The organism is Massilia sp. PAMC28688 (assembly GCF_019443445.1).
In the GTDB taxonomy this organism is placed as follows: Bacteria; Pseudomonadota; Gammaproteobacteria; order Burkholderiales; family Burkholderiaceae_D; genus Telluria_A.
On sequence record NZ_CP080378.1, the window covers coordinates 541,092 to 557,533 of the forward strand.

General features: G+C 65.0%; 20 protein-coding genes. 12 read left to right on the forward strand and 8 right to left on the reverse strand.

Annotation, left to right across the window (positions count from 1 at the left end; translation table 11 throughout):
* Nucleotides 1-12: 12 nt before the first annotated feature.
* The 8 genes from KY495_RS02345 to KY495_RS02380 form a co-directional block, all read right to left on the reverse strand.
* Nucleotides 13-285: a DUF2282 domain-containing protein gene (locus KY495_RS02345; RefSeq protein ID WP_219882177.1), complete on the reverse strand. Its 273-nt coding sequence runs from the start codon at nt 283-285 to the stop codon at nt 13-15.
* Nucleotides 286-512: 227 nt separating this feature from the next.
* Nucleotides 513-713, reverse strand: a complete 201-nt coding sequence (locus KY495_RS02350) for a YjfB family protein (RefSeq protein ID WP_219882178.1) — start codon at nt 711-713, stop codon at nt 513-515.
* 21 nt (nt 714-734) lie between these two features.
* On the reverse strand, nt 735-1,319 hold the full coding sequence (mobB, locus tag KY495_RS02355; RefSeq protein ID WP_219882179.1) for a molybdopterin-guanine dinucleotide biosynthesis protein B: 585 nt from the start codon (nt 1,317-1,319) through the stop codon (nt 735-737).
* Nucleotides 1,319-2,026, reverse strand: a complete 708-nt coding sequence (locus tag KY495_RS02360; RefSeq protein WP_219882180.1) for a general secretion pathway protein GspB — start codon at nt 2,024-2,026, stop codon at nt 1,319-1,321. Before KY495_RS02360 ends, mobB begins: the two co-directional genes overlap by 1 nt.
* Nucleotides 2,026-3,618 (reverse strand): ExeA family protein, encoded by a 1,593-nt coding sequence (locus tag KY495_RS02365; RefSeq protein WP_219882181.1) that lies wholly within the window; start codon nt 3,616-3,618, stop codon nt 2,026-2,028. The genes KY495_RS02360 and KY495_RS02365 overlap by 1 nt, the downstream gene beginning before the upstream one ends.
* A gap of 27 nt (nt 3,619-3,645) precedes the next feature.
* Nucleotides 3,646-4,164: a hypothetical protein gene (locus KY495_RS02370; protein ID WP_219882182.1), complete on the reverse strand. Its 519-nt coding sequence runs from the start codon at nt 4,162-4,164 to the stop codon at nt 3,646-3,648.
* Nucleotides 4,165-4,175: 11 nt separating this feature from the next.
* Nucleotides 4,176-4,331 carry a hypothetical protein gene (locus KY495_RS02375; protein WP_229518464.1) on the reverse strand — a complete coding sequence of 52 codons (156 nt, stop codon included), beginning with the start codon at nt 4,329-4,331 and terminating at the stop codon, nt 4,176-4,178.
* Between the two features lie 335 nt (nt 4,332-4,666).
* Nucleotides 4,667-5,596, reverse strand: a complete 930-nt coding sequence (locus KY495_RS02380; RefSeq protein ID WP_219882184.1) for a LysR family transcriptional regulator — start codon at nt 5,594-5,596, stop codon at nt 4,667-4,669.
* Nucleotides 5,597-5,752: 156 nt separating this feature from the next.
* Between KY495_RS02380 and KY495_RS02385 the strand changes: the two genes are divergently transcribed.
* The 12 genes from KY495_RS02385 to nagZ all read left to right on the forward strand — a co-directional run bounded on the left by KY495_RS02385 (nt 5,753) and on the right by nagZ (nt 16,439).
* Nucleotides 5,753-6,013: a hypothetical protein gene (locus KY495_RS02385; RefSeq protein ID WP_219882185.1), complete on the forward strand. Its 261-nt coding sequence runs from the start codon at nt 5,753-5,755 to the stop codon at nt 6,011-6,013.
* A gap of 65 nt (nt 6,014-6,078) precedes the next feature.
* Nucleotides 6,079-6,321: a hypothetical protein gene (locus KY495_RS02390; RefSeq protein WP_219884418.1), complete on the forward strand. Its 243-nt coding sequence runs from the start codon at nt 6,079-6,081 to the stop codon at nt 6,319-6,321.
* 45 nt (nt 6,322-6,366) lie between these two features.
* Entirely contained in the window at nt 6,367-6,624 is a 258-nt protein-coding gene (locus KY495_RS02395) for a hypothetical protein (protein ID WP_219882186.1), read from the forward strand.
* A gap of 115 nt (nt 6,625-6,739) precedes the next feature.
* Nucleotides 6,740-8,071, forward strand: coding sequence for a deoxyguanosinetriphosphate triphosphohydrolase (locus KY495_RS02400; protein WP_219882187.1), 1,332 nt, complete (start codon nt 6,740-6,742; stop codon nt 8,069-8,071).
* A gap of 231 nt (nt 8,072-8,302) precedes the next feature.
* A complete protein-coding gene (locus KY495_RS02405; RefSeq protein ID WP_219882188.1) occupies nt 8,303-9,175 on the forward strand; it encodes a BadF/BadG/BcrA/BcrD ATPase family protein in 873 nt (290 codons plus the stop codon).
* 1 nt (nt 9,176) lies between these two features.
* Entirely contained in the window at nt 9,177-9,911 is a 735-nt protein-coding gene (locus tag KY495_RS02410; RefSeq protein ID WP_219882189.1) for a GntR family transcriptional regulator, read from the forward strand.
* Entirely contained in the window at nt 9,908-11,020 is a 1,113-nt protein-coding gene (gene nagA / locus KY495_RS02415) for an N-acetylglucosamine-6-phosphate deacetylase (protein ID WP_219882190.1), read from the forward strand. Before KY495_RS02410 ends, nagA begins: the two co-directional genes overlap by 4 nt.
* A complete protein-coding gene (locus KY495_RS02420) occupies nt 11,013-12,023 on the forward strand; it encodes an SIS domain-containing protein (protein WP_219884017.1) in 1,011 nt (336 codons plus the stop codon). Before nagA ends, KY495_RS02420 begins: the two co-directional genes overlap by 8 nt.
* A gap of 15 nt (nt 12,024-12,038) precedes the next feature.
* Nucleotides 12,039-13,286, forward strand: a complete 1,248-nt coding sequence (locus tag KY495_RS02425) for an ABC transporter substrate-binding protein (protein WP_219882191.1) — start codon at nt 12,039-12,041, stop codon at nt 13,284-13,286.
* Nucleotides 13,283-14,140, forward strand: coding sequence for a carbohydrate ABC transporter permease (locus tag KY495_RS02430; RefSeq protein WP_219882192.1), 858 nt, complete (start codon nt 13,283-13,285; stop codon nt 14,138-14,140). The genes KY495_RS02425 and KY495_RS02430 overlap by 4 nt, the downstream gene beginning before the upstream one ends.
* Nucleotides 14,140-14,943 (forward strand): carbohydrate ABC transporter permease, encoded by an 804-nt coding sequence (locus KY495_RS02435; RefSeq protein ID WP_219882193.1) that lies wholly within the window; start codon nt 14,140-14,142, stop codon nt 14,941-14,943. Before KY495_RS02430 ends, KY495_RS02435 begins: the two co-directional genes overlap by 1 nt.
* Nucleotides 14,940-16,439: a beta-N-acetylhexosaminidase gene (nagZ, locus tag KY495_RS02440; RefSeq protein ID WP_229518465.1), complete on the forward strand. Its 1,500-nt coding sequence runs from the start codon at nt 14,940-14,942 to the stop codon at nt 16,437-16,439. The genes KY495_RS02435 and nagZ overlap by 4 nt, the downstream gene beginning before the upstream one ends.
* The last annotated feature ends 3 nt before the right edge of the window (nt 16,440-16,442 follow it).

Here is a 16,442-nt window from a genome sequence, read left to right on the forward strand (position 1 = left end):
GCCCCGCCGTACTTACTTGCTCTTTTCGAGCTTGCCGCCAGCCTTGACGCACGTACCCTTTGGAACGGCCTTCCATTCGTTGGGGTCATTGTCCACCTTGGCCTGGCCGGCGCAGGAATGCGAGCCGTTGGCGCTGCCGCAGTCGTTCTGGCCAGCCTTGGCCACGCCATAGCATTTTTCCGTCTCGCCTTTGGCTTCCTTGTGCGGTTCGGCATACGCAACACCGAGGGTGCCCACGCACAGACCAGCCAGTGCTGCTGCGATCACAACTTTACGCTTGTTCATGGAATCTCCGTCTTATTAGTAATTTGCAAATATCGAAATAGTGATATTACCTGATGCTGGCCCATTATCAAGCGTGCCGTTGATTTACGCGCGGCATTTTACTTTTGCTTGCAACAGAGATAAAAAAGCCCGGTCTTCGCTTCCGAAGGTCCGGGCCGTTCACACTACCGAGCCGGGCAGCACCTTGGTTAACGCTGGTGCTGCCGGGTGGGTTGACGCGCCGTTCGTCAGGCAGTGGTATTGATGTTGCGGCCCAGGTTGGGCGGCAGATTCTGCGGCGCCGGCGGGGTCTGGATGGCATTGAGAAGCTGGGTGGCCGTGCTGGCCTGGATATCCTGTGCGCGCTTGAGCACGGCAAGTCCCACTTCCTGCTTGATACCGGTTTCCGCGACGCTGCCGGCCAGTTTTGCTACCGAATTGACATCCATGATCTGCTCCCGAATTTATGCCTATCCCTGAATTACGGCGCCGTTTTCGGAAACTTGAGGATTATGTTGAAAAAAATGCCGGCTGACCCAGGCCAGCACCCCGGCCGGCTCGTTCAGGTCGAGCCAGTCCAGTCCCGGGCGCAGTCCCGCCGGGGGCGGCTGGTCGGAGGCTACGGCCATGATGAACTCGTCCGTGCCGTACAGCGGCGGCTGCCCCAGCACCGGACGGAATACTTCGAGCTTGGGAATGCTTTCCCACTTGTAGCCTTCCACCAGCGTCAGGTCGGCCGGACGCAGCGCGCCCAGCTGGGCGGCCAGGGTCGGTTCCGGCGCCCCGCGCAGCTCTTCCATCACGGCCACGCGGTAGGGCGACGCGATCATGACCTGGGCCGCGCCGGCCATGCGCAGCCGCGCGCTGTCCTTGTGCGGTGGTTCGAGCAGAATGTCGTGGTGGCTGTGCTTGATGACGTTGATCCGCGCCCCACGGGCCACGAGCTGCTGCACCAGGTATTCCAGCAGCTGGGTCTTGCCGCTGCCGGACCAGCCAACCACGCCCAGTACCCGGCCGCCCCCACCCTGCTGCGCAGGTGTAAAAGGTGACGCCATCAGTAAGCAACCCGGTAGCGGGTGCCGCGGTAATTGAGCACGGCGGCGCGCGGCTGAAGCTGCTCGAGGATCACGCCGGGCGCCACTTCCTGCCCTTCGTGGCGCAGCACGTTGTCGATCAGGAGCAGGCGGTCGGCGGGATTTTTGGAGTACATATAGCCGCCAAAGGCGAGCTTGGGCAGCTCGCGCTGGATCTGTTCCGGCAGCTGGGTGGCAAAGGGGATGCTTTCATCAGGCGCACTGGCCGCGTCGCGCGGCCCCTGCGGCACGGTTGCCGTGGCCACCGCCCTGGGAGCAGGGGGCGCGGCGGCAGGCGCGGGCGGCGATGGGGGCGCGGCAACCCGCGCGGCAGGTGCGGTGACCGGCGCGGTGACAGGTGCGCTCGCGCGCTCGGGCGGCGCCGGCGCCATGGCCACCGGCGCATCCTGTGGTGACGGCGGCACCACGATCACTGCCGGTGCCGGGGCCGGGGTAGCGGCCAGCACGGCAGCAGGGGCCGGCGCGACCGGGGCCGCCGCCTGGCGCCACCACAGGGCAGCGGCGGCCAGCGCCAGCAGCAGCCCACCGCCGGCCAGCAGCAGCGGCAGCGGTGCCGCGCCACTGCGTTCCTGGCTGGCCGTGGGAATCGGCATGGTATGGATCGATGGCGCGTTGCCCAGCTGCCGCTCGGCCTGCGCTTTTTTCAGTGCTTCGAGGATGTAAGACATTATCGTTTTTCCGTATTGGCGGCGCCCAGCAGGCGCGGCTCGGCCACGCCCGACAGCTGGTTGAGGCGCATGTAGGTACGCGGGCCGGCCACGCCGTCCACCTTGAGGTTTTGCGCAGCCTGGAATGTGCGCAACGCGGCCTGCATGCGCGCGTCGAGCGCCTGCCCCGCCGCGGGCACGGGCGCATTGCTCAACTGCGCAAGGCGCGCGGCGATCCAGTCCACATCGGCGCCGCTGCCACCGGCGGCAATCTCGTCGCGATAAAAGCGCGGCATCTTCCAGAACGTGGTGTAGGCGCCGTCAAAGCGGGCGGTCAGGGCAGACACCGGCACCTTGTGCGCCTTGCCCTGCACCCGCAGCGTCACGCTGGCCTCATCCATGGCCGTCATCAGCATGTAGCCGACATTCGGCCCGTCGCGCAGCGTGAGAATGGCAGGCCGGTCAAGCTGGCGCAATTCGTACAGCCCGCCGCGCCCCTGATGACAGCGCAGGTTCAGGCGCTTGCCCACCTGGCAGGCGTCGCCCTCGGGGAGCGCCTGGCCCCACAAGGTGGCCAGTTCGCGCAGGGCCACCTGTTCATCGCTGTGCGCCACCGGCATGGCGGCCGGCACTGCTGCCCTGGCAGCCGGCGCGCGTACTGCGGCAACGCTGGCGGCCGGCGCTGCGCGTTCGGGCATCAGGCGCCAGGCCGCGGCAGCGCTCACCGCCACCCCGGCCAGCACCGCCGTGGCCACCAGCGGCCAGCGCTTTCTGGCTGGCGCCATGCCCGGCTGCTCGGCAAAGACTTCCTGCGCCGCGCGCCGCAAAATGGCACGCGTGACGTGCGGGCTGTTTTCAACGTAGGCGCCAAGCAGTGCGCGGTCGCACAGCAGGTTGATGCGGCGCGGGACACCATGGGTCAGCCGGTGGATGCGGGGAATGAGCGCTGGCGGGAATGGCGCCGCCGCCAGCGCACCCGCCACGGCCAGGCGATGGCCGATATAGGTGCCCGTTTCTTCTTCGCTCAAGGGACCCAGGTGGTAGCGTGCGATGACCCGCTGCGCCAGCTGCTCGAGCTCGGGGCGGGCCAGCATGGTGCGCAGCTCCGGCTGGCCGATCAAAATCACCTGCAGCAGCTTGCGCTCGTTGGTTTCAAGGTTGGTCAGCAGGCGAAGCTGCTCAAGTACGTCGGCCGACAGGTTCTGGGCCTCGTCAATGATCAGCACATTGTTCTTGCCGCCCGCATGGCTGGCCAGCAGGTGCAGGTTGATCGCGTCCACATAGGTCTTGACGCTGAGCGGGCCGCCGCCCGGCACCGCCACGGCAATCCGGAATTCGTCACAGATCGTCAGCAGCAGCTCCTGCACGGTGAGCTTGGGATTGAAGATGTAGGCCAGCCGGCAGTTGGCCGGAATCTGCTCGATGAAGCAGCGGCAAACGGTGGTCTTGCCGGCCCCGATTTCGCCGGTCAGCAAGACAAAACCGCCCCCGCTGCCCACCCCGTACAGCAGGTGGGCCAGCGCTTCGCGGTGGCGTTCACTCATGAACAGGTAGCGCGGATCAGGGGCGATCGAAAACGGCGATTGCTTCAGATTGAAGAAGTGGGTGTACATGGATTCCCGAAAATAGCGCCGGCGCGGTCAGCGCAAAATGGGCAGCGGCTTGTATTTGGCGCAGTAGATTTTACTCTTGCTGTTGAAGTAGACGATTTTGCTGCCAGGGCGCGAAGCGCGCACCGGGTATTTTGAGGCGTCCAGCGCCTGATGGCCCACACCCGAGGCGGCGCGAATGGATTCGGCCAGCTTGTCGGGCGCGGCGTCGGTGACGGCGCCAACAAAGATGATGTCGCTCGAATCGTCGCTGACCATGATCTCGCTCACCGGCGTGCCCCACAGCGTCCCTTCGGCCTTGAACCAGTAGGCACCCTGTGCATGCTTGTATGAAGGGCCGAATGCCTTGGAAAGATAGGCGTGGAAGTAGGCGTTGTCGAGGTGGCTGCGGCACAGCACCGCGCTGCCGATCACGGGACCGAAGGTGGACGGGGCGGCGGGGGCCGGGCCATGGGCCATGACCAGCAGCAGCGCCACGCTGGCCAGCGCGCGCTGCCGCAACCGGCGCCTGGATGGCGCCGCGGCGGCGGAGGCGAGTGCCTGGTCCATATGCGCTGGCGCTACAGCTTGGACATCCAGCTGCGGTTGGCGGCAATCTGCGCCTTGGCCGATGCCGGCAGGGCTTCGTAACATCCCGGGTGCTGCTTGAGGGCGCTTTCGCGCACTTCCTTTTGCAGCCCGTTAATGACAAAGACATACACGGTGGTGCCTTCCATATTTTTCCGCGTACCCATATACCGAATCATGTCAATCTCCCTACGCTCATGGCGCCTTTGCCCACATTATGACACTTGCGCGCAACAATTCGCCATCAATTCAACACAAGGAAAAAAAGCCCGCACGGGGCGGGCTTTCGAGGTGAGCAGAAACTGCTCGCGCAACTTGTTGTTGTTGTTTCCTATGCGGCCAATGCAGCGGGATGCCGCTTCGGCCCGGCCCGGGACTTCATGCCAAAGACGAATGAATAAGTTCCAATGAGAAATGTATCACACCTGTCCAGGCAGCCCTGTTCGTTTGCCGCGTAGATGTGGCATGAAAGAAACGGAGCACTTCAGTGCGGGGCAGAATCGAGCCAGGGGTCGCTCTCGGGATGGGGGAACTGCGCGCTCATGAAGTCGACAAAGCTGCGTACCTTGAACGACATCAGCTGCCGGCTCGGATAGATGAGATTGACCGGCATGGTGCCCAGCGGGTGGCCCTTGAGCAGCTGAACCAGGCGGCCACTGCTGAAGTCGTCATCGAGCGTGAAGGAGGACCGCACCATGATGCCCAGGCCCGCCAGCGCGGCATGGCGCAGCACCAGACCGTTATTGGACACCATGCGGCTCGAAATCGGAATCTCACCCTTGGGCCCCTGCCCATCGAAGGACACCGGCCAGCTGTGGCGCAGTTGTTCAAAGGCAAAATTAAGCACCTTGTGATTGGACACTTCATACGGCGTCTTCGGCTCGCCATGCCTGGCGACATACTCTGGCGAGGCGCACAGCACCAGCTTGGACATGGCCAGACGGCGCGCAATCATCGTCGCCTCGAACTTTTGCAGCCCCAGCAAGATGCCGATATCGAAGCCCTCCTCCACCAGGTCGACCGGATAGTCGGCCAGGGTCACGTCCAGCACCACATCGGGCATCAGCTCGCTGTACATGGGCAGCAGGCGGGCCAGCTGCGACTGGCCAAAGCTGGTCTGGCAGTAAATTCGCAGCGTGCCGCTGGCCTTGCGCGCCGATGACGAGGCCATCGCGTCGGCATCATCAATATCGGCAAGGATCTGTTTGACCCGCTCCAGATAGTTGTGACCGGTTTCCGTCAGCGACAGTTTGCGTGTGGTGCGGTTGAGCAGCCGGGTACCGAGGTGTGCCTCTAAATCTGCAATATTGCGCGTGACGACGGTATTGGACATGTCCAACACCTGGGCCGCACGGGCGAAACTGCCATGTTCCACCACCTTGGCGAAGACGCGCATTGATTGGAGTCTGTCCATTTTGAGTCCGATTATCCCGATTTACGCAACATTGTATTGCCAGTATTCACCTTTTTTACCTCGGCTGCAACACGTAGACTTCGTTTCATGGATGAGCGAACAACGCTCCTCGCCACCGCCGAAGCGGTGATTAACCAACCACTTAGGAGAAATACCATGAATGCATCGAAACTGTTTGCCGCCCTCGCCACCGTCGCTTTTGCCGGTTCCGCCTTTGCCGCCGACGTGCCTGCCGCTAACGCCACCGTGACCGCCGCCGCTGCCACCGCCCAGGTCAGTGTTGCCGCCAAGAGCCTGGCAGCCACCCAGGGCAAGACTGGCGTGCGTACCCGCGCCGAAGTGCGCGCCGAAGCGACCGAAGCGGTCAAGAACCACCGCGCGACCGAAGCCGGCCAGTTCGACTGGATCGCCAAGTAATCCACTGCCCACAGTTCAACTGTAGATTCGGTCGGCGCACCGCGCCACTTACCAGGAGAAATACCATGAATGCATCGAAATTGTTCACCGCCATCGCCGCACTCGTATTTGCCGGTTCCGCTGCCGCCGCCGATACCCCGGTTGCCACCACCGCCGTGACCACCGCCGCCGTTGCCGCCGCCGCCCAGGCCGTCGCCATCGCCCAGCCAGCCGGCAACAGCCGCGAGCAGGTTCGCGCCGAAGCCATCAGCGCCGCCAAGCAGCGCCGCGCGACGGAAGCTGGCCAGGCCGACTGGTTCATGAAGTAAGCAGCCGCATCTGAAGTAACTGAGCAAGAAACCAGGAGAAATACCATGAATGCATCGAAACTCTGCACCGCTATTGCCGCTCTCGCCTTTGCCGGCACCGCCCTGGCTGCCGACGCTCCGGCCGCAACTGCTGCTACCGCTGCCACCGCAGCCGCCGCCGCCCAGGTCGCCGCAGCCCAGGCAGCCGTTGTCGCCGCCGAACAGGAACAAGCCGCGCGCCGCGCCAGCCGCGCCAAGGCGATCGAAGCGAACAGCAACCGCCGCGCCTCCGAAGCAAGCCAGTTCGACTGGATCATGAAGTAATCTGGTTTCAGTGTCGCAAAGCGCCTCGGCCCGGTAACGGCCCGAGGCGCTTTTCTATTGGCACCTGCCAAAAATGTCTTACCATGCATGCACTTGAACGGGAGAGCAGATGGGCATGGACTGGAACAAGCTGGTGTCAAGCAGGCGCCTGGGACGCGAACAGGACGCCGGCCGCCCCGATGCGCGCTCGGAGTTTCTCAAGGACTGGGACCGCATTGTGTATTCGAGCGCGTTCCGGCGCATGCAGGACAAGACCCAGGTATTCCCGCTGTCGGACAGCGACTATGTCCGCACCCGGCTGACCCACAGCATCGAAGTGTCGTCCGTGGGCCGCTCGCTGGGCATGCTGTGCGGAGAATTCATCCTGCAGCAGCCCGGCGCGCCGGACATCCTGCCCCAGGACTTTGGCAGTATCGTCGCAGCCAGCTGCCTGGCCCACGACCTGGGCAATCCACCTTTCGGCCATTCGGGCGAAGACGCCATCCAGAGCTGGTTTCGCGACGGCGGCGCGCGCTATCTCGACGGCCTGAGCCAGGCCGAACAGGCCGACCTGCGCGACTTTGAAGGCAATGCCCAGGGCTTTCGCCTGATCACGCGCTTGCAAAATGCGCTCGACCGGGGCGGCTTCCAGCTGACCTATGCCGTGCTGTCCACCTTTCTCAAGTATCCGCGCGGCTCGGTGCTGGCCGATGCCAACGGCCGCCTGATCAGCGAAAAGAAATTCAACTTCTTCCAGCACGACGCGCCCACCTTCGAGCGCGTGGCAAGCGAAACAGGCTTGATCAGGAAAAGCAATGGCAGCTGCGCGCGCCACCCGCTGGCCTTTCTCATGGAAGCGGCAGACGATATCTGTTACGGCGTGGTCGACCTGGAAGACGGGCACCGCGTGGGCCGCGTATCGTTCAGGGAAGTCGAAGCGCTGCTGATGCCGATTGCCTTTGACGGCGCCGGCAGCACCAGCGAATCGTACACCCAGGTGCACGATAATACGGGCCGCGTGGAATATCTGCGGGCGCGCGCCATCGGCGTCTTGATCCATGCCGTGGTCGAGGCATTCAAGACCCATTACGCCGCGCTCATGGCAGGCACGTTTGAATCGTCCCTGGTTGACCGCTGCGCCTTTGCGCCCCAGCTGCGCGCCATTGCCGAGCTGTCACGCGCCCAGATCTATTCGACGCCGGCGGTCCTGCAGATCGAGGCGGCCGGCTTCGAGATCCTGGGTGGCCTGCTTGCCAAATTCGTGCCCGCCCTGGTACAGGAGCCGGCACTGCGCTCCAGCGCCCACAGGAAAATCGTGCAGATCGTACCGGCGCAGTTCGCTGCCGGCGCCACCCGCTACCAGCGGCTGCTTGGCGCCACCGATTACGTGTCCGGCATGACCGATTCGTTCGCCCTGACACTGTTCCGGCGCCTGAACGGCATCGAGATGCCCGGCAGCGGATTTTGACACCACGCATCCTGGAAACGCTTCACCCGATAATACTATGACACTGGACCAGCACCAAAGGCATACCATTATAACCGCTGGCTAACTCTTTAAGATTCAACGGCTTAGTCACGCCATCCAGCGCCCGCCCCCAATGCCAATTCCGGCAATAACAATACCACTTAAATACCTGTTGACAAGGTGGTTACACGACCCTATAGTGCCCTCTCCTGATCACAACCCAACTGCTCAATGATCGAATATCTCATCGGCGTCGACGGCGGCGGAACCGGCACCCGCGTACGGCTGGCAAGCGCTGATGGCGTGGAGCTGGCGCAAGGCAGCGGCGGGCCATCGGGGCTCTCGCTTGGCATCTCCAACGCCTGGCAGTCGATTGACGAGGCGATCAACAAGGCGTTCGCCAGCGCTGCCCTGGCCCGCCCGGCCAATGCGCACATCGCCATTGGCCTTGGCCTGGCCGGGGTGCATAACCAGCAGTGGGCAGCCGAATTTCAAGCCGCCAGCCCCGGTTTTGGCGCACTCAAGCTCCATCACGACGGTTTCACCACCCTGCTTGGCGCGCACCAGGGCAAGAGCGGCATCATTGTCGCCATCGGCACCGGCAGCGTGGGCGAAGCCCTGCTGGCCGACGGCAGCGAACGCGAAGTGGGCGGCTGGGGCTTCCCGGCCGGGGATGAAGCAAGCGGCGGCTGGATTGGCCTGCGCGCGGTCAACCATATCCAGAAAGTGCTCGACGGGCGCGCCCACCACAGCGATTTTGCCCAGGCCGTGATCGATGCCTGCGGCGGCGAGCGCAATGCCATCCAGGTCTGGCTGGGCAAGGCCACCCAGACTGCCTATGCCTCGCTGGCACCGATCGTCATTGCCCATGCGGACAGTAACGTCGTCGCGCGCGCCATGCTGGTGGAGGCGGCGCGCGAGGTGGCCGCCATCGCCGATGCGCTCGACCCGGACGGCACGCTGCCACTGGCCTTGTGCGGCGGCCTGGGCGCTCCCCTGCGCAGTTACCTGCCGGGGGCGCTGCTGGCGCGCACGGTGACGCCACAGGGCGACGCCGCCAGCGGCGCGCTGCGCATGATTGCCATGTACCTACAGGGAGATTGACATGCTTGCCCAGCTGCGCGACTTCAAACGCGATACCGACAGTGTCACGCCCCTGTACGTGCAGCTGGCGAACAAACTCTCGTCAGGCATCACCAGTGGCGACTGGCGTGCCAATGAAGCGCTGCCGTCCGAGCGCATGCTGTCGGACATGCTGGACATTTCGCGCGTGACGGCGCGCAAGGCCATCGACATGCTGTGCGAGCGCGGCATGCTCACCCGCCGGCGCGGCTCGGGGACCTACATCACGCCCAAGCTGGAGCAGCCGCTGGCGCGCCTGACCAGCTTTTCCGAAGAACTGAGCCAGCGCGGCTTTGCTGCCGGCTCGCGCTGGATCGAACGGAAAACGGGCATTGCCACGCCGGTCGAGCTGCTCTCGCTCGGCCTGTCGCCCAACATGCCGGTGGTGCGCCTGAAACGCCTGCGCACGGCCGACGATGTGGTCATGGCCATCGAAACGACCACCATCCCGGCCATCCACATGCCGGACCCGCATGGGGTGATCGATTCCCTGTACGGCTACCTCGAAGCGCGCGGCGCCATCCCCATGCGCGCGCAGCAGCACATCAAGGCCGTCAATGCCAGCGCCGAGCAGGCGCGCCTGGCTGGACTGGCGCCCGGAGCGGCCATGTTGCACATTACGCGCGTGAGCTATCTTGAAAGCGGCGCCGCGGTGGAGCTTACACACTCATACTGCCGTAGTGATTATTATGAATTCGTAGCGGAGTCGCGCAGATGAGAGAAACTATTAAAGGCAATATCCTGACCCCGCAAGGCTGGGTCGGCGGCAGTATCGGCTACAGCACCCGTATCGACGCCATTGAAGGCGGCCCGGTGGACCCGGCAGCCAACGGCGACGATTACATCATCCCCGGCTTTATCGACCTGCACGTGCATGGCGGCGGTGGGCGCGACATCATGCAGGCGGGCGACGCGCCGCACGTGGTCGCGGCCATGCACGCAAAGCACGGCACCACCAGCCTGCTGGCTACCACCATGACCGCGCCGCCGGAGGAAATCACGGCAGCGCTGGTGGCCATCGGCCAGGCGTGCGCCGCGCGCCGCCCCGGCTCGGCCCACATCCTGGGCGTGCACCTGGAAGGACCGTATATCAATTCCGGCAAGCTGGGAGCGCAGCCCAACTATGCGCGCGCGGCCTCGCTGGCCGAGGTGCAGGAAATGGGCCGCCATGCGCCACTGCGCCTGATCACCGTGGCGCCCGAGATTGCCGGCCACCTGCAGCTGGTGCGCGAACTGGCCGACGCCGGCATCCGGGTACAGATTGGCCACACCCTCGGTTCGTACGAAGACGGCGTGGCGGCCCTGGAGCATGGCGCCGCGGGCTTTACGCACCTGTTCAACGCCATGAGCGGCCTGCATCACCGCGAGCCGGGCATGGTGGGGGCGGCCCTGGCGCACGCACGGTATGCAGAACTGATCCCGGACCTCATGCACGTGCACCCGGGCGCCATCAAGGTGGCGCTGCGCGCCATTCCGCACCTGTACTGCGTGACCGATTCCACCGCCGCCACCGGCATGCCCGACGGCGAGTACATGCTGGGCCGGCACCGGGTACAGAAGTGCATGGGCGGCGTGCGCCTGCCCGACGGCACCCTGGCCGGCAGCACGCTCACCATGGACCAGGCGCTGCGCAACCTGGTGGGGCTGGGACTGGACCTGGCGGACGCCTCGCGCCGCGTGTCCACCTACGCCGCCGACTACCTGGGCGAAACCGAGCGCGGCCGCCTGGCCACCGGTGCATTTGCCGACATGGTCGTGCTGGACCGCGACCTCCATATCAAGGCAGTCTACATAGAAGGAGAAGCCTGTGACCTCACTGATGCTTAAGGAAGCCATGTCCGCCAGCGAATGCGTCGCCCAGCAGCTGGCGCAGGACGTGGAGCGCTACGCCGACCTTGGCCGCAAGCTGCGCTCCACCAATTTCGACACGGCGCTGACGATCGCGCGCGGCAGCTCGGACCACGCCGCCAACTACTGCGCCTACCTGATCATGGCGCGCATGGGACGCGTGGTGGCTTCGCTGCCCATGTCGCTCATCACGCTCAACAAGGCGCCCATCGAAACGCGCGACACGCTGGCCATTGCCGTTTCGCAGTCGGGCCAGAGTCCCGACGTGGTCGACCCGATGCGCTACTTCCGCGATGGGGAAGCGACCACCATTGCCCTGGTCAACGATATCGAGTCGCCCCTGGCGCAGGCCGCGGAATGGGCCATGCCGCTGCATGCAGGCAAAGAGCAAAGCGTGGCCGCCACCAAGAGCTTCATCGCCAGCCTGGTCGCCGGCGCGCGCCTGGTCAGCCAGTGGCAGTACGACGCAGAACTCATGGACGGCATCTGCGATCTGCCCGACGCCCTGCGCCGTGCATCCGAGGTCGATTGGTCACGCGCCCTTGATGTGCTGGCACCGGCGCGCAATATCATGGTGGTGGGGCGCGGCATCAGTTTTCCCATTGCGCTCGAATCAGCACTCAAGTTCAAGGAAACCTCGGCCCTGCAGGCGGAGGCTTTCAGCGGCGCCGAAATCAAGCACGGTCCCATGGCACTGATCGAAGAAGGCTATCCGCTGCTCATCTTCGCCACGCGCGGCCCCACGCAGGCCAGCGTGCTGCAGCTGGCCAGCGAAATGCGCACCCGTGGCGCCAAGGTCCTGCTGGCGGCGCCGGAAGATGTGGCCGAACGCGACCTCACGCTGCCCACCGCCGCCACTCCCGACCTCGACCCCATCGTGGCCGTGCAAGCCTTTTACATCATGGCCGCCCACCTGTCCAGGGCACGCGGCATGGATCCGGACCGGCCACGCCACCTGAGCAAAGTCACCCGCACCAACTGAGCCGCCGCGCCATCAATGACAATCAAGATCCTGCTTGCCGCATTGATGGCGCTGGCCCTGCCGGCGTGGGGGGCACCCACCCACATCGAATTCTGGACCTTCAGCATGAAGCCGCGCTTCACGCCATATTTCGAGTCGGTGGTGCGCAATTACGAGGCCGCCAACCCGGGCGTCAAGGTGGAGTGGATCGATTTCCCGTGGGACGTCATCCAGACCAAACTGGTCACCCGTATTGTGGCCGGCACGCCGCCGGCGCTGGTCAACCTGAATGTGCCCTGGGCCGACGAATATGCGCGCGATGGCCTGCTCACGCCCGTCGATGGCCTGCTCGGCCCAGGCTACATTCCCAGCACCCTGGCCGACCTGCGCTTCCAGGGCAAGACCTACGGTTTCCCGATGTACAGCAATGTGGCCGTCATCGCCTATAACACGCAGATTTTCAAGGCCGCAGGTCTCACCCGGGCACCGGCCAGTTTCGATGAACAGCTCGCGTTCGCACGCCGGATCGCCGCCATCACGGGCAAGGCCGGCATTGCACCGGCGCTGTCGAAGATCGATGGCCTGTTCATGTGGCAGGGACTACCGGTCCTGCGCAACGGCCGCGCCGCGTTCAATTCGCCCGCCCACGTGGCGCTGGTACAGAAGCTGGCCGCGACCTACAAGGCCGGGGGCCTGCTCAAGGAAAGCCTGTTCGCGGAAGATAACTTCCCGGCGGTGGTCGATGCCTACAAGGGTGGCCGCCTCGGCATGCTGCTGGCCCCTCCCAGCGCCCTCAAACGCATCGAGGCCGACGCGCCGGACGTGTATGCCATCACCGACGTGGCGCCCGCGCCGCTTGGCCCGACCGGCATATCCGATGGCGGCTGGCTGATCCACTTCGCGGTGCCGGCCGGCGTGGACAAGTCACAGCTGCCGGCCATCGGCAAATTCGCGCGCTACCTCACGGGCGAAGCCAGCCAGCTCGCGTTCGCGCGCCAGGCCAGCGTATTTCCGACGCGCGTCAAGGCCGCTGCCGATCCGTTCTTCCTCGCGCTGCCGCCCGGCGCCGGGGCCGCGCAAAAGGCTGTGGCAGTGGGCGCGGTGTCCATGGCGCATTCGCGCACCCTGTACGTGGGCAGCGTCGAAGACTACGACGAGCTGCGGCGTTTCCTGGTCAAGGCGGTGGAGGCGGGCGTGACGGGCCGCCAGGACATCAAGACGGCGCTCGACCAGGCGGCCGTGATCTGGGACCGCAAGCTGGCCCGTCAAAGGCCGCGGCAATGAACGCGCGCGCCCAGCCCTGGCTGTTCCTGGCGCCGGCCCTGGTGCTGCTGGCCGTGTTTTCCTTCTGGCCGGTGCTGTATGGCTCTTACCTGGCATTTACCAACTACAGCCTGGTGCGCCCCACCGAATGGGTGGGACTGGAAAACTTCCGCTACATCTTCGACAATGAGATGTTCGTCACCGGGCTGAGAAATTCGCTGCTATTCTTGCTGATGGTGCCGCTGGTGCAGGTGGGCGCACTGGCGCTGGCGGTGTTGGTCAACAACCAGCTGCCCGGCATCCGTTACTTTCGCGCCGCGTTCTACGTTCCCGTGGTGACCACGGTGTCGGTGGTCGGCATCATGTGGGGCTTCATGTTCCACGAGCAGGGCACGCTCAATTATGTGTTCATGCAGCTGCGCCTGGCCAGTGCGCCCATTGGCTGGCTGTCGGACGATACGCTGGCGCTGTTTGCCGTCATGTTCGTGACCATGTGGCGCGGCCTTGGCTGGTACATGGTGATGTACCTGGCAGCCCTGCAGGCCGTGCCCAAGGATATGCAGGAGGCCGCACTGCTCGACGGCGCCACGCGCTGGCAGCAGTTCTGGCGCATCACCGTGCCCATGCTGCGCCCCACCATCATGGTGTGCACCATCCTGTCGGTCCTGGCCGCGCTCAAGGCGTACCAGGAGGTGGACGTGCTCACCCAAGGCGGTCCGATGAACTCCACTTTCACGGCCCTGTATTACGCCTATGACCAGGGCCTCAAGCACCTCAAGCTGCCCCGGGCACTGGCGGCCAGCATGGTGGTGTCGGTGGTCTGCATCGCCATTGCGCTGGCCTGCCTGCGCTACCTCAGGCCAAGGCACCGCTGATGCGCACCGCCCTTCACTATCTGCTGCTGTGCGCCATCGCGGTGCTGTGCGTATTTCCGTTCTGGTGGACGCTGGTCACCGCCCTCTCCACGGAAGGCAATGTGTTCGCTTACCCGCCAACGCTATGGCCGCAGTCGCCGTCGCTCAGCAACTTCAACGCGGTGTTCGATGCCATTCCCATGCTGGCGTTCTTCAAAAATTCAGTGCTGATCGCAGCCTTCACGGTGCTGTGGAAGCTCGCCCTTTGTTCTGCCGCCGCCTACCCGCTGGCCCGCATGCATTTTCGCGGGCGCCGGCTGGTGTTTGGCGTGATCCTCGCCACGCTGGTGCTGCCATCGGAAGTCAACTTCCTGGTCAACTTCATCACCGTGACAAAACTGAGCCTGGTGGACAGCTACACCGGCGTCATCCTGCCCAATATCGTGACGGCGGTCGCGATCCTGCTGCTCAAGCAGGCGTTTGAAGAAGTACCGCAGGACCTGATCGACGCGGCGCGCGTGGACGGGGCCGGCGAATGGACCATTTTCACCCGCATCATGCTGCCCCTGATCGCGCCCTGGCTGGCCACGGTGGGCATCCTGACCGCAGTGGAAGCGTGGAACGAATACATCTGGCCCTCGATCGTGATGAGCAAGCCGGACAGCTTTCCCCTGTCGGTGGGCGTGCTGTACCTGCGCGGCACCTTCGGCAGCAGTATCCGCGTGGTTGCCGCCGGCACCGTGCTGACCATCTTGCCGACACTGGCGGCATTCCTATTCACCCAACGATATTTCATGCGCGGCATGGACGGAGCAGTCAAATGAACACACTGGACGAGACGACGAAGCTGAAACAACTGGCGGGCCAACTGATCATGATCCGCTTCCCCGGCACCGAACTTGACGCTGCCACCGCCAGCTTCATTCGCCAGCACAGCATCCGCGGTGTGTGCCTGTTCCGCAGGAACATGGTCAACCGCGAACAGCTCTCGCGCCTGACGGCGGACCTGCGCGCGGTGATGGGGCCCGGCTCCCTGATCGCACTGGACCAGGAAGGCGGCGCCGTGGTGCGCTCGACCTGGGTGCCGGCGCCACCGGCGGCCATGGGACTGGGCGCGGCGGACGACGCCGGCCTGTCGCGCGAGATCGGCGCGGCCGTCGCGCGCGCCGTCAAATCAATGGGCTTTAACTGGAACTTCGCGCCGGTGCTGGATTTGAACAACAACCCGCACAACCCGGTCATCGCGGAGCGCTCGTTTGGCGCCGATCCACAGCGCGCCACGGAACTGGCCATGGCCTGGATGGATGGCAGCGCGTCCGAAGGCGTGGCCTGCTGCGTCAAGCACTTCCCTGGCCACGGCGACACCCACGTGGACTCGCACCGCGACCTGCCAACCGTGGACAAGCCGCTGGCCGAGCTGGAAAACTTTGAATTCAAGCCGTTCCGCATGGCCTGCGGCCACGCGCCGGCCATCATGACCGCCCATATCGTGTACCCCGCGCTGGATGCCGAATACCCGGCCACCATGTCGCGCCGCATCCTGCACAACCTGCTGCGCGAGCAATGGGGCTTCCGCGGCGTGATCATCACCGACGGCATGGACATGCACGCCATCGCCGGCCGCTATGGCGCCGGCCCCGCCGCCGTGCGCGCCCTGCTGGCCGGCGCCGACATGGTGATGGCGCTTGGCACGCCCGCGACGCAGGCCGAGACCATCGATGCCATTGCCGAGGCAATTGGCGCCGGCGCCCTGCCCATGTCGGAGGTGAGCGAGCGCCTGGCACGCCTGGACGCCCTGGCCGAAGCGTATCCCTGCACGGCGCGCGACTACCTGGAAGACGCGCACGACCGCCAGATCATGGAGCGCGGCTGGCAGCGCTGCCTGACGGCGCGCGGCAATGTGCAGCGCCCGGCGCCGGGATCAAAAGTCCGCCTGGTGGTGCGCCAGGACGTGGTCAGTGACGGCGTGTCCGAGGCCGGCGTGCCTGCTGCGGCAGTGGCGGCGTCGCTGGCGCGCCTGTACGAGGTTGACCTGGTTACCTTTGGCGACGCCGAGCGCTTTGACTGGGCCAGCCTGCCGGACGACGGCCGCTTCGTGTTCCTGGCTTCTACCTCGCGCCTGCGCTATGGCCCCAACGCGCGTGCGACCTGGAAGCCGGACCTGCACTTGGCGCTGTGGAACCCGTACCAGGCGCTCGACATCGCGGCGCCGGCCCTGATCACCTACGGCTTTGCCGCGCCCGCGCTGGACGCGGTCAACGCCTGGCTGGCCGGGTCGCTGGAAGCGGCCGGCAAGTGCCCGGTCCCGGGATTTGAATAAGCA

Excerpts from the sequence above, each read along its gene's own strand:
- KY495_RS02345 (WP_219882177.1), bottom strand. The coding sequence starts at position 285 with ATGAACAAGCGTAAAGTTGTGATCGCAGCAGCACTGGCTGGTCTGTGC.
- KY495_RS02350 (WP_219882178.1), bottom strand. The coding sequence starts at position 713 with ATGGATGTCAATTCGGTAGCAAAACTGGCCGGCAGCGTCGCGGAAACC.
- mobB (WP_219882179.1), bottom strand. The coding sequence starts at position 1,319 with ATGGCGTCACCTTTTACACCTGCGCAGCAGGGTGGGGGCGGCCGGGTA.
- KY495_RS02360 (WP_219882180.1), bottom strand. The coding sequence starts at position 2,026 with ATGTCTTACATCCTCGAAGCACTGAAAAAAGCGCAGGCCGAGCGGCAG.
- KY495_RS02365 (WP_219882181.1), bottom strand. The coding sequence starts at position 3,618 with ATGTACACCCACTTCTTCAATCTGAAGCAATCGCCGTTTTCGATCGCC.
- KY495_RS02370 (WP_219882182.1), bottom strand. The coding sequence starts at position 4,164 with ATGGACCAGGCACTCGCCTCCGCCGCCGCGGCGCCATCCAGGCGCCGG.
- KY495_RS02375 (WP_229518464.1), bottom strand. The coding sequence starts at position 4,331 with ATGGAAGGCACCACCGTGTATGTCTTTGTCATTAACGGGCTGCAAAAG.
- KY495_RS02380 (WP_219882184.1), bottom strand. The coding sequence starts at position 5,596 with ATGGACAGACTCCAATCAATGCGCGTCTTCGCCAAGGTGGTGGAACAT.
- KY495_RS02385 (WP_219882185.1), top strand. The coding sequence starts at position 5,753 with ATGAATGCATCGAAACTGTTTGCCGCCCTCGCCACCGTCGCTTTTGCC.
- KY495_RS02390 (WP_219884418.1), top strand. The coding sequence starts at position 6,079 with ATGAATGCATCGAAATTGTTCACCGCCATCGCCGCACTCGTATTTGCC.
- KY495_RS02395 (WP_219882186.1), top strand. The coding sequence starts at position 6,367 with ATGAATGCATCGAAACTCTGCACCGCTATTGCCGCTCTCGCCTTTGCC.
- KY495_RS02400 (WP_219882187.1), top strand. The coding sequence starts at position 6,740 with ATGGACTGGAACAAGCTGGTGTCAAGCAGGCGCCTGGGACGCGAACAG.
- KY495_RS02405 (WP_219882188.1), top strand. The coding sequence starts at position 8,303 with ATGATCGAATATCTCATCGGCGTCGACGGCGGCGGAACCGGCACCCGC.
- KY495_RS02410 (WP_219882189.1), top strand. The coding sequence starts at position 9,177 with ATGCTTGCCCAGCTGCGCGACTTCAAACGCGATACCGACAGTGTCACG.
- nagA (WP_219882190.1), top strand. The coding sequence starts at position 9,908 with ATGAGAGAAACTATTAAAGGCAATATCCTGACCCCGCAAGGCTGGGTC.
- KY495_RS02420 (WP_219884017.1), top strand. The coding sequence starts at position 11,013 with ATGCTTAAGGAAGCCATGTCCGCCAGCGAATGCGTCGCCCAGCAGCTG.
- KY495_RS02425 (WP_219882191.1), top strand. The coding sequence starts at position 12,039 with ATGACAATCAAGATCCTGCTTGCCGCATTGATGGCGCTGGCCCTGCCG.
- KY495_RS02430 (WP_219882192.1), top strand. The coding sequence starts at position 13,283 with ATGAACGCGCGCGCCCAGCCCTGGCTGTTCCTGGCGCCGGCCCTGGTG.
- KY495_RS02435 (WP_219882193.1), top strand. The coding sequence starts at position 14,140 with ATGCGCACCGCCCTTCACTATCTGCTGCTGTGCGCCATCGCGGTGCTG.
- nagZ (WP_229518465.1), top strand. The coding sequence starts at position 14,940 with ATGAACACACTGGACGAGACGACGAAGCTGAAACAACTGGCGGGCCAA.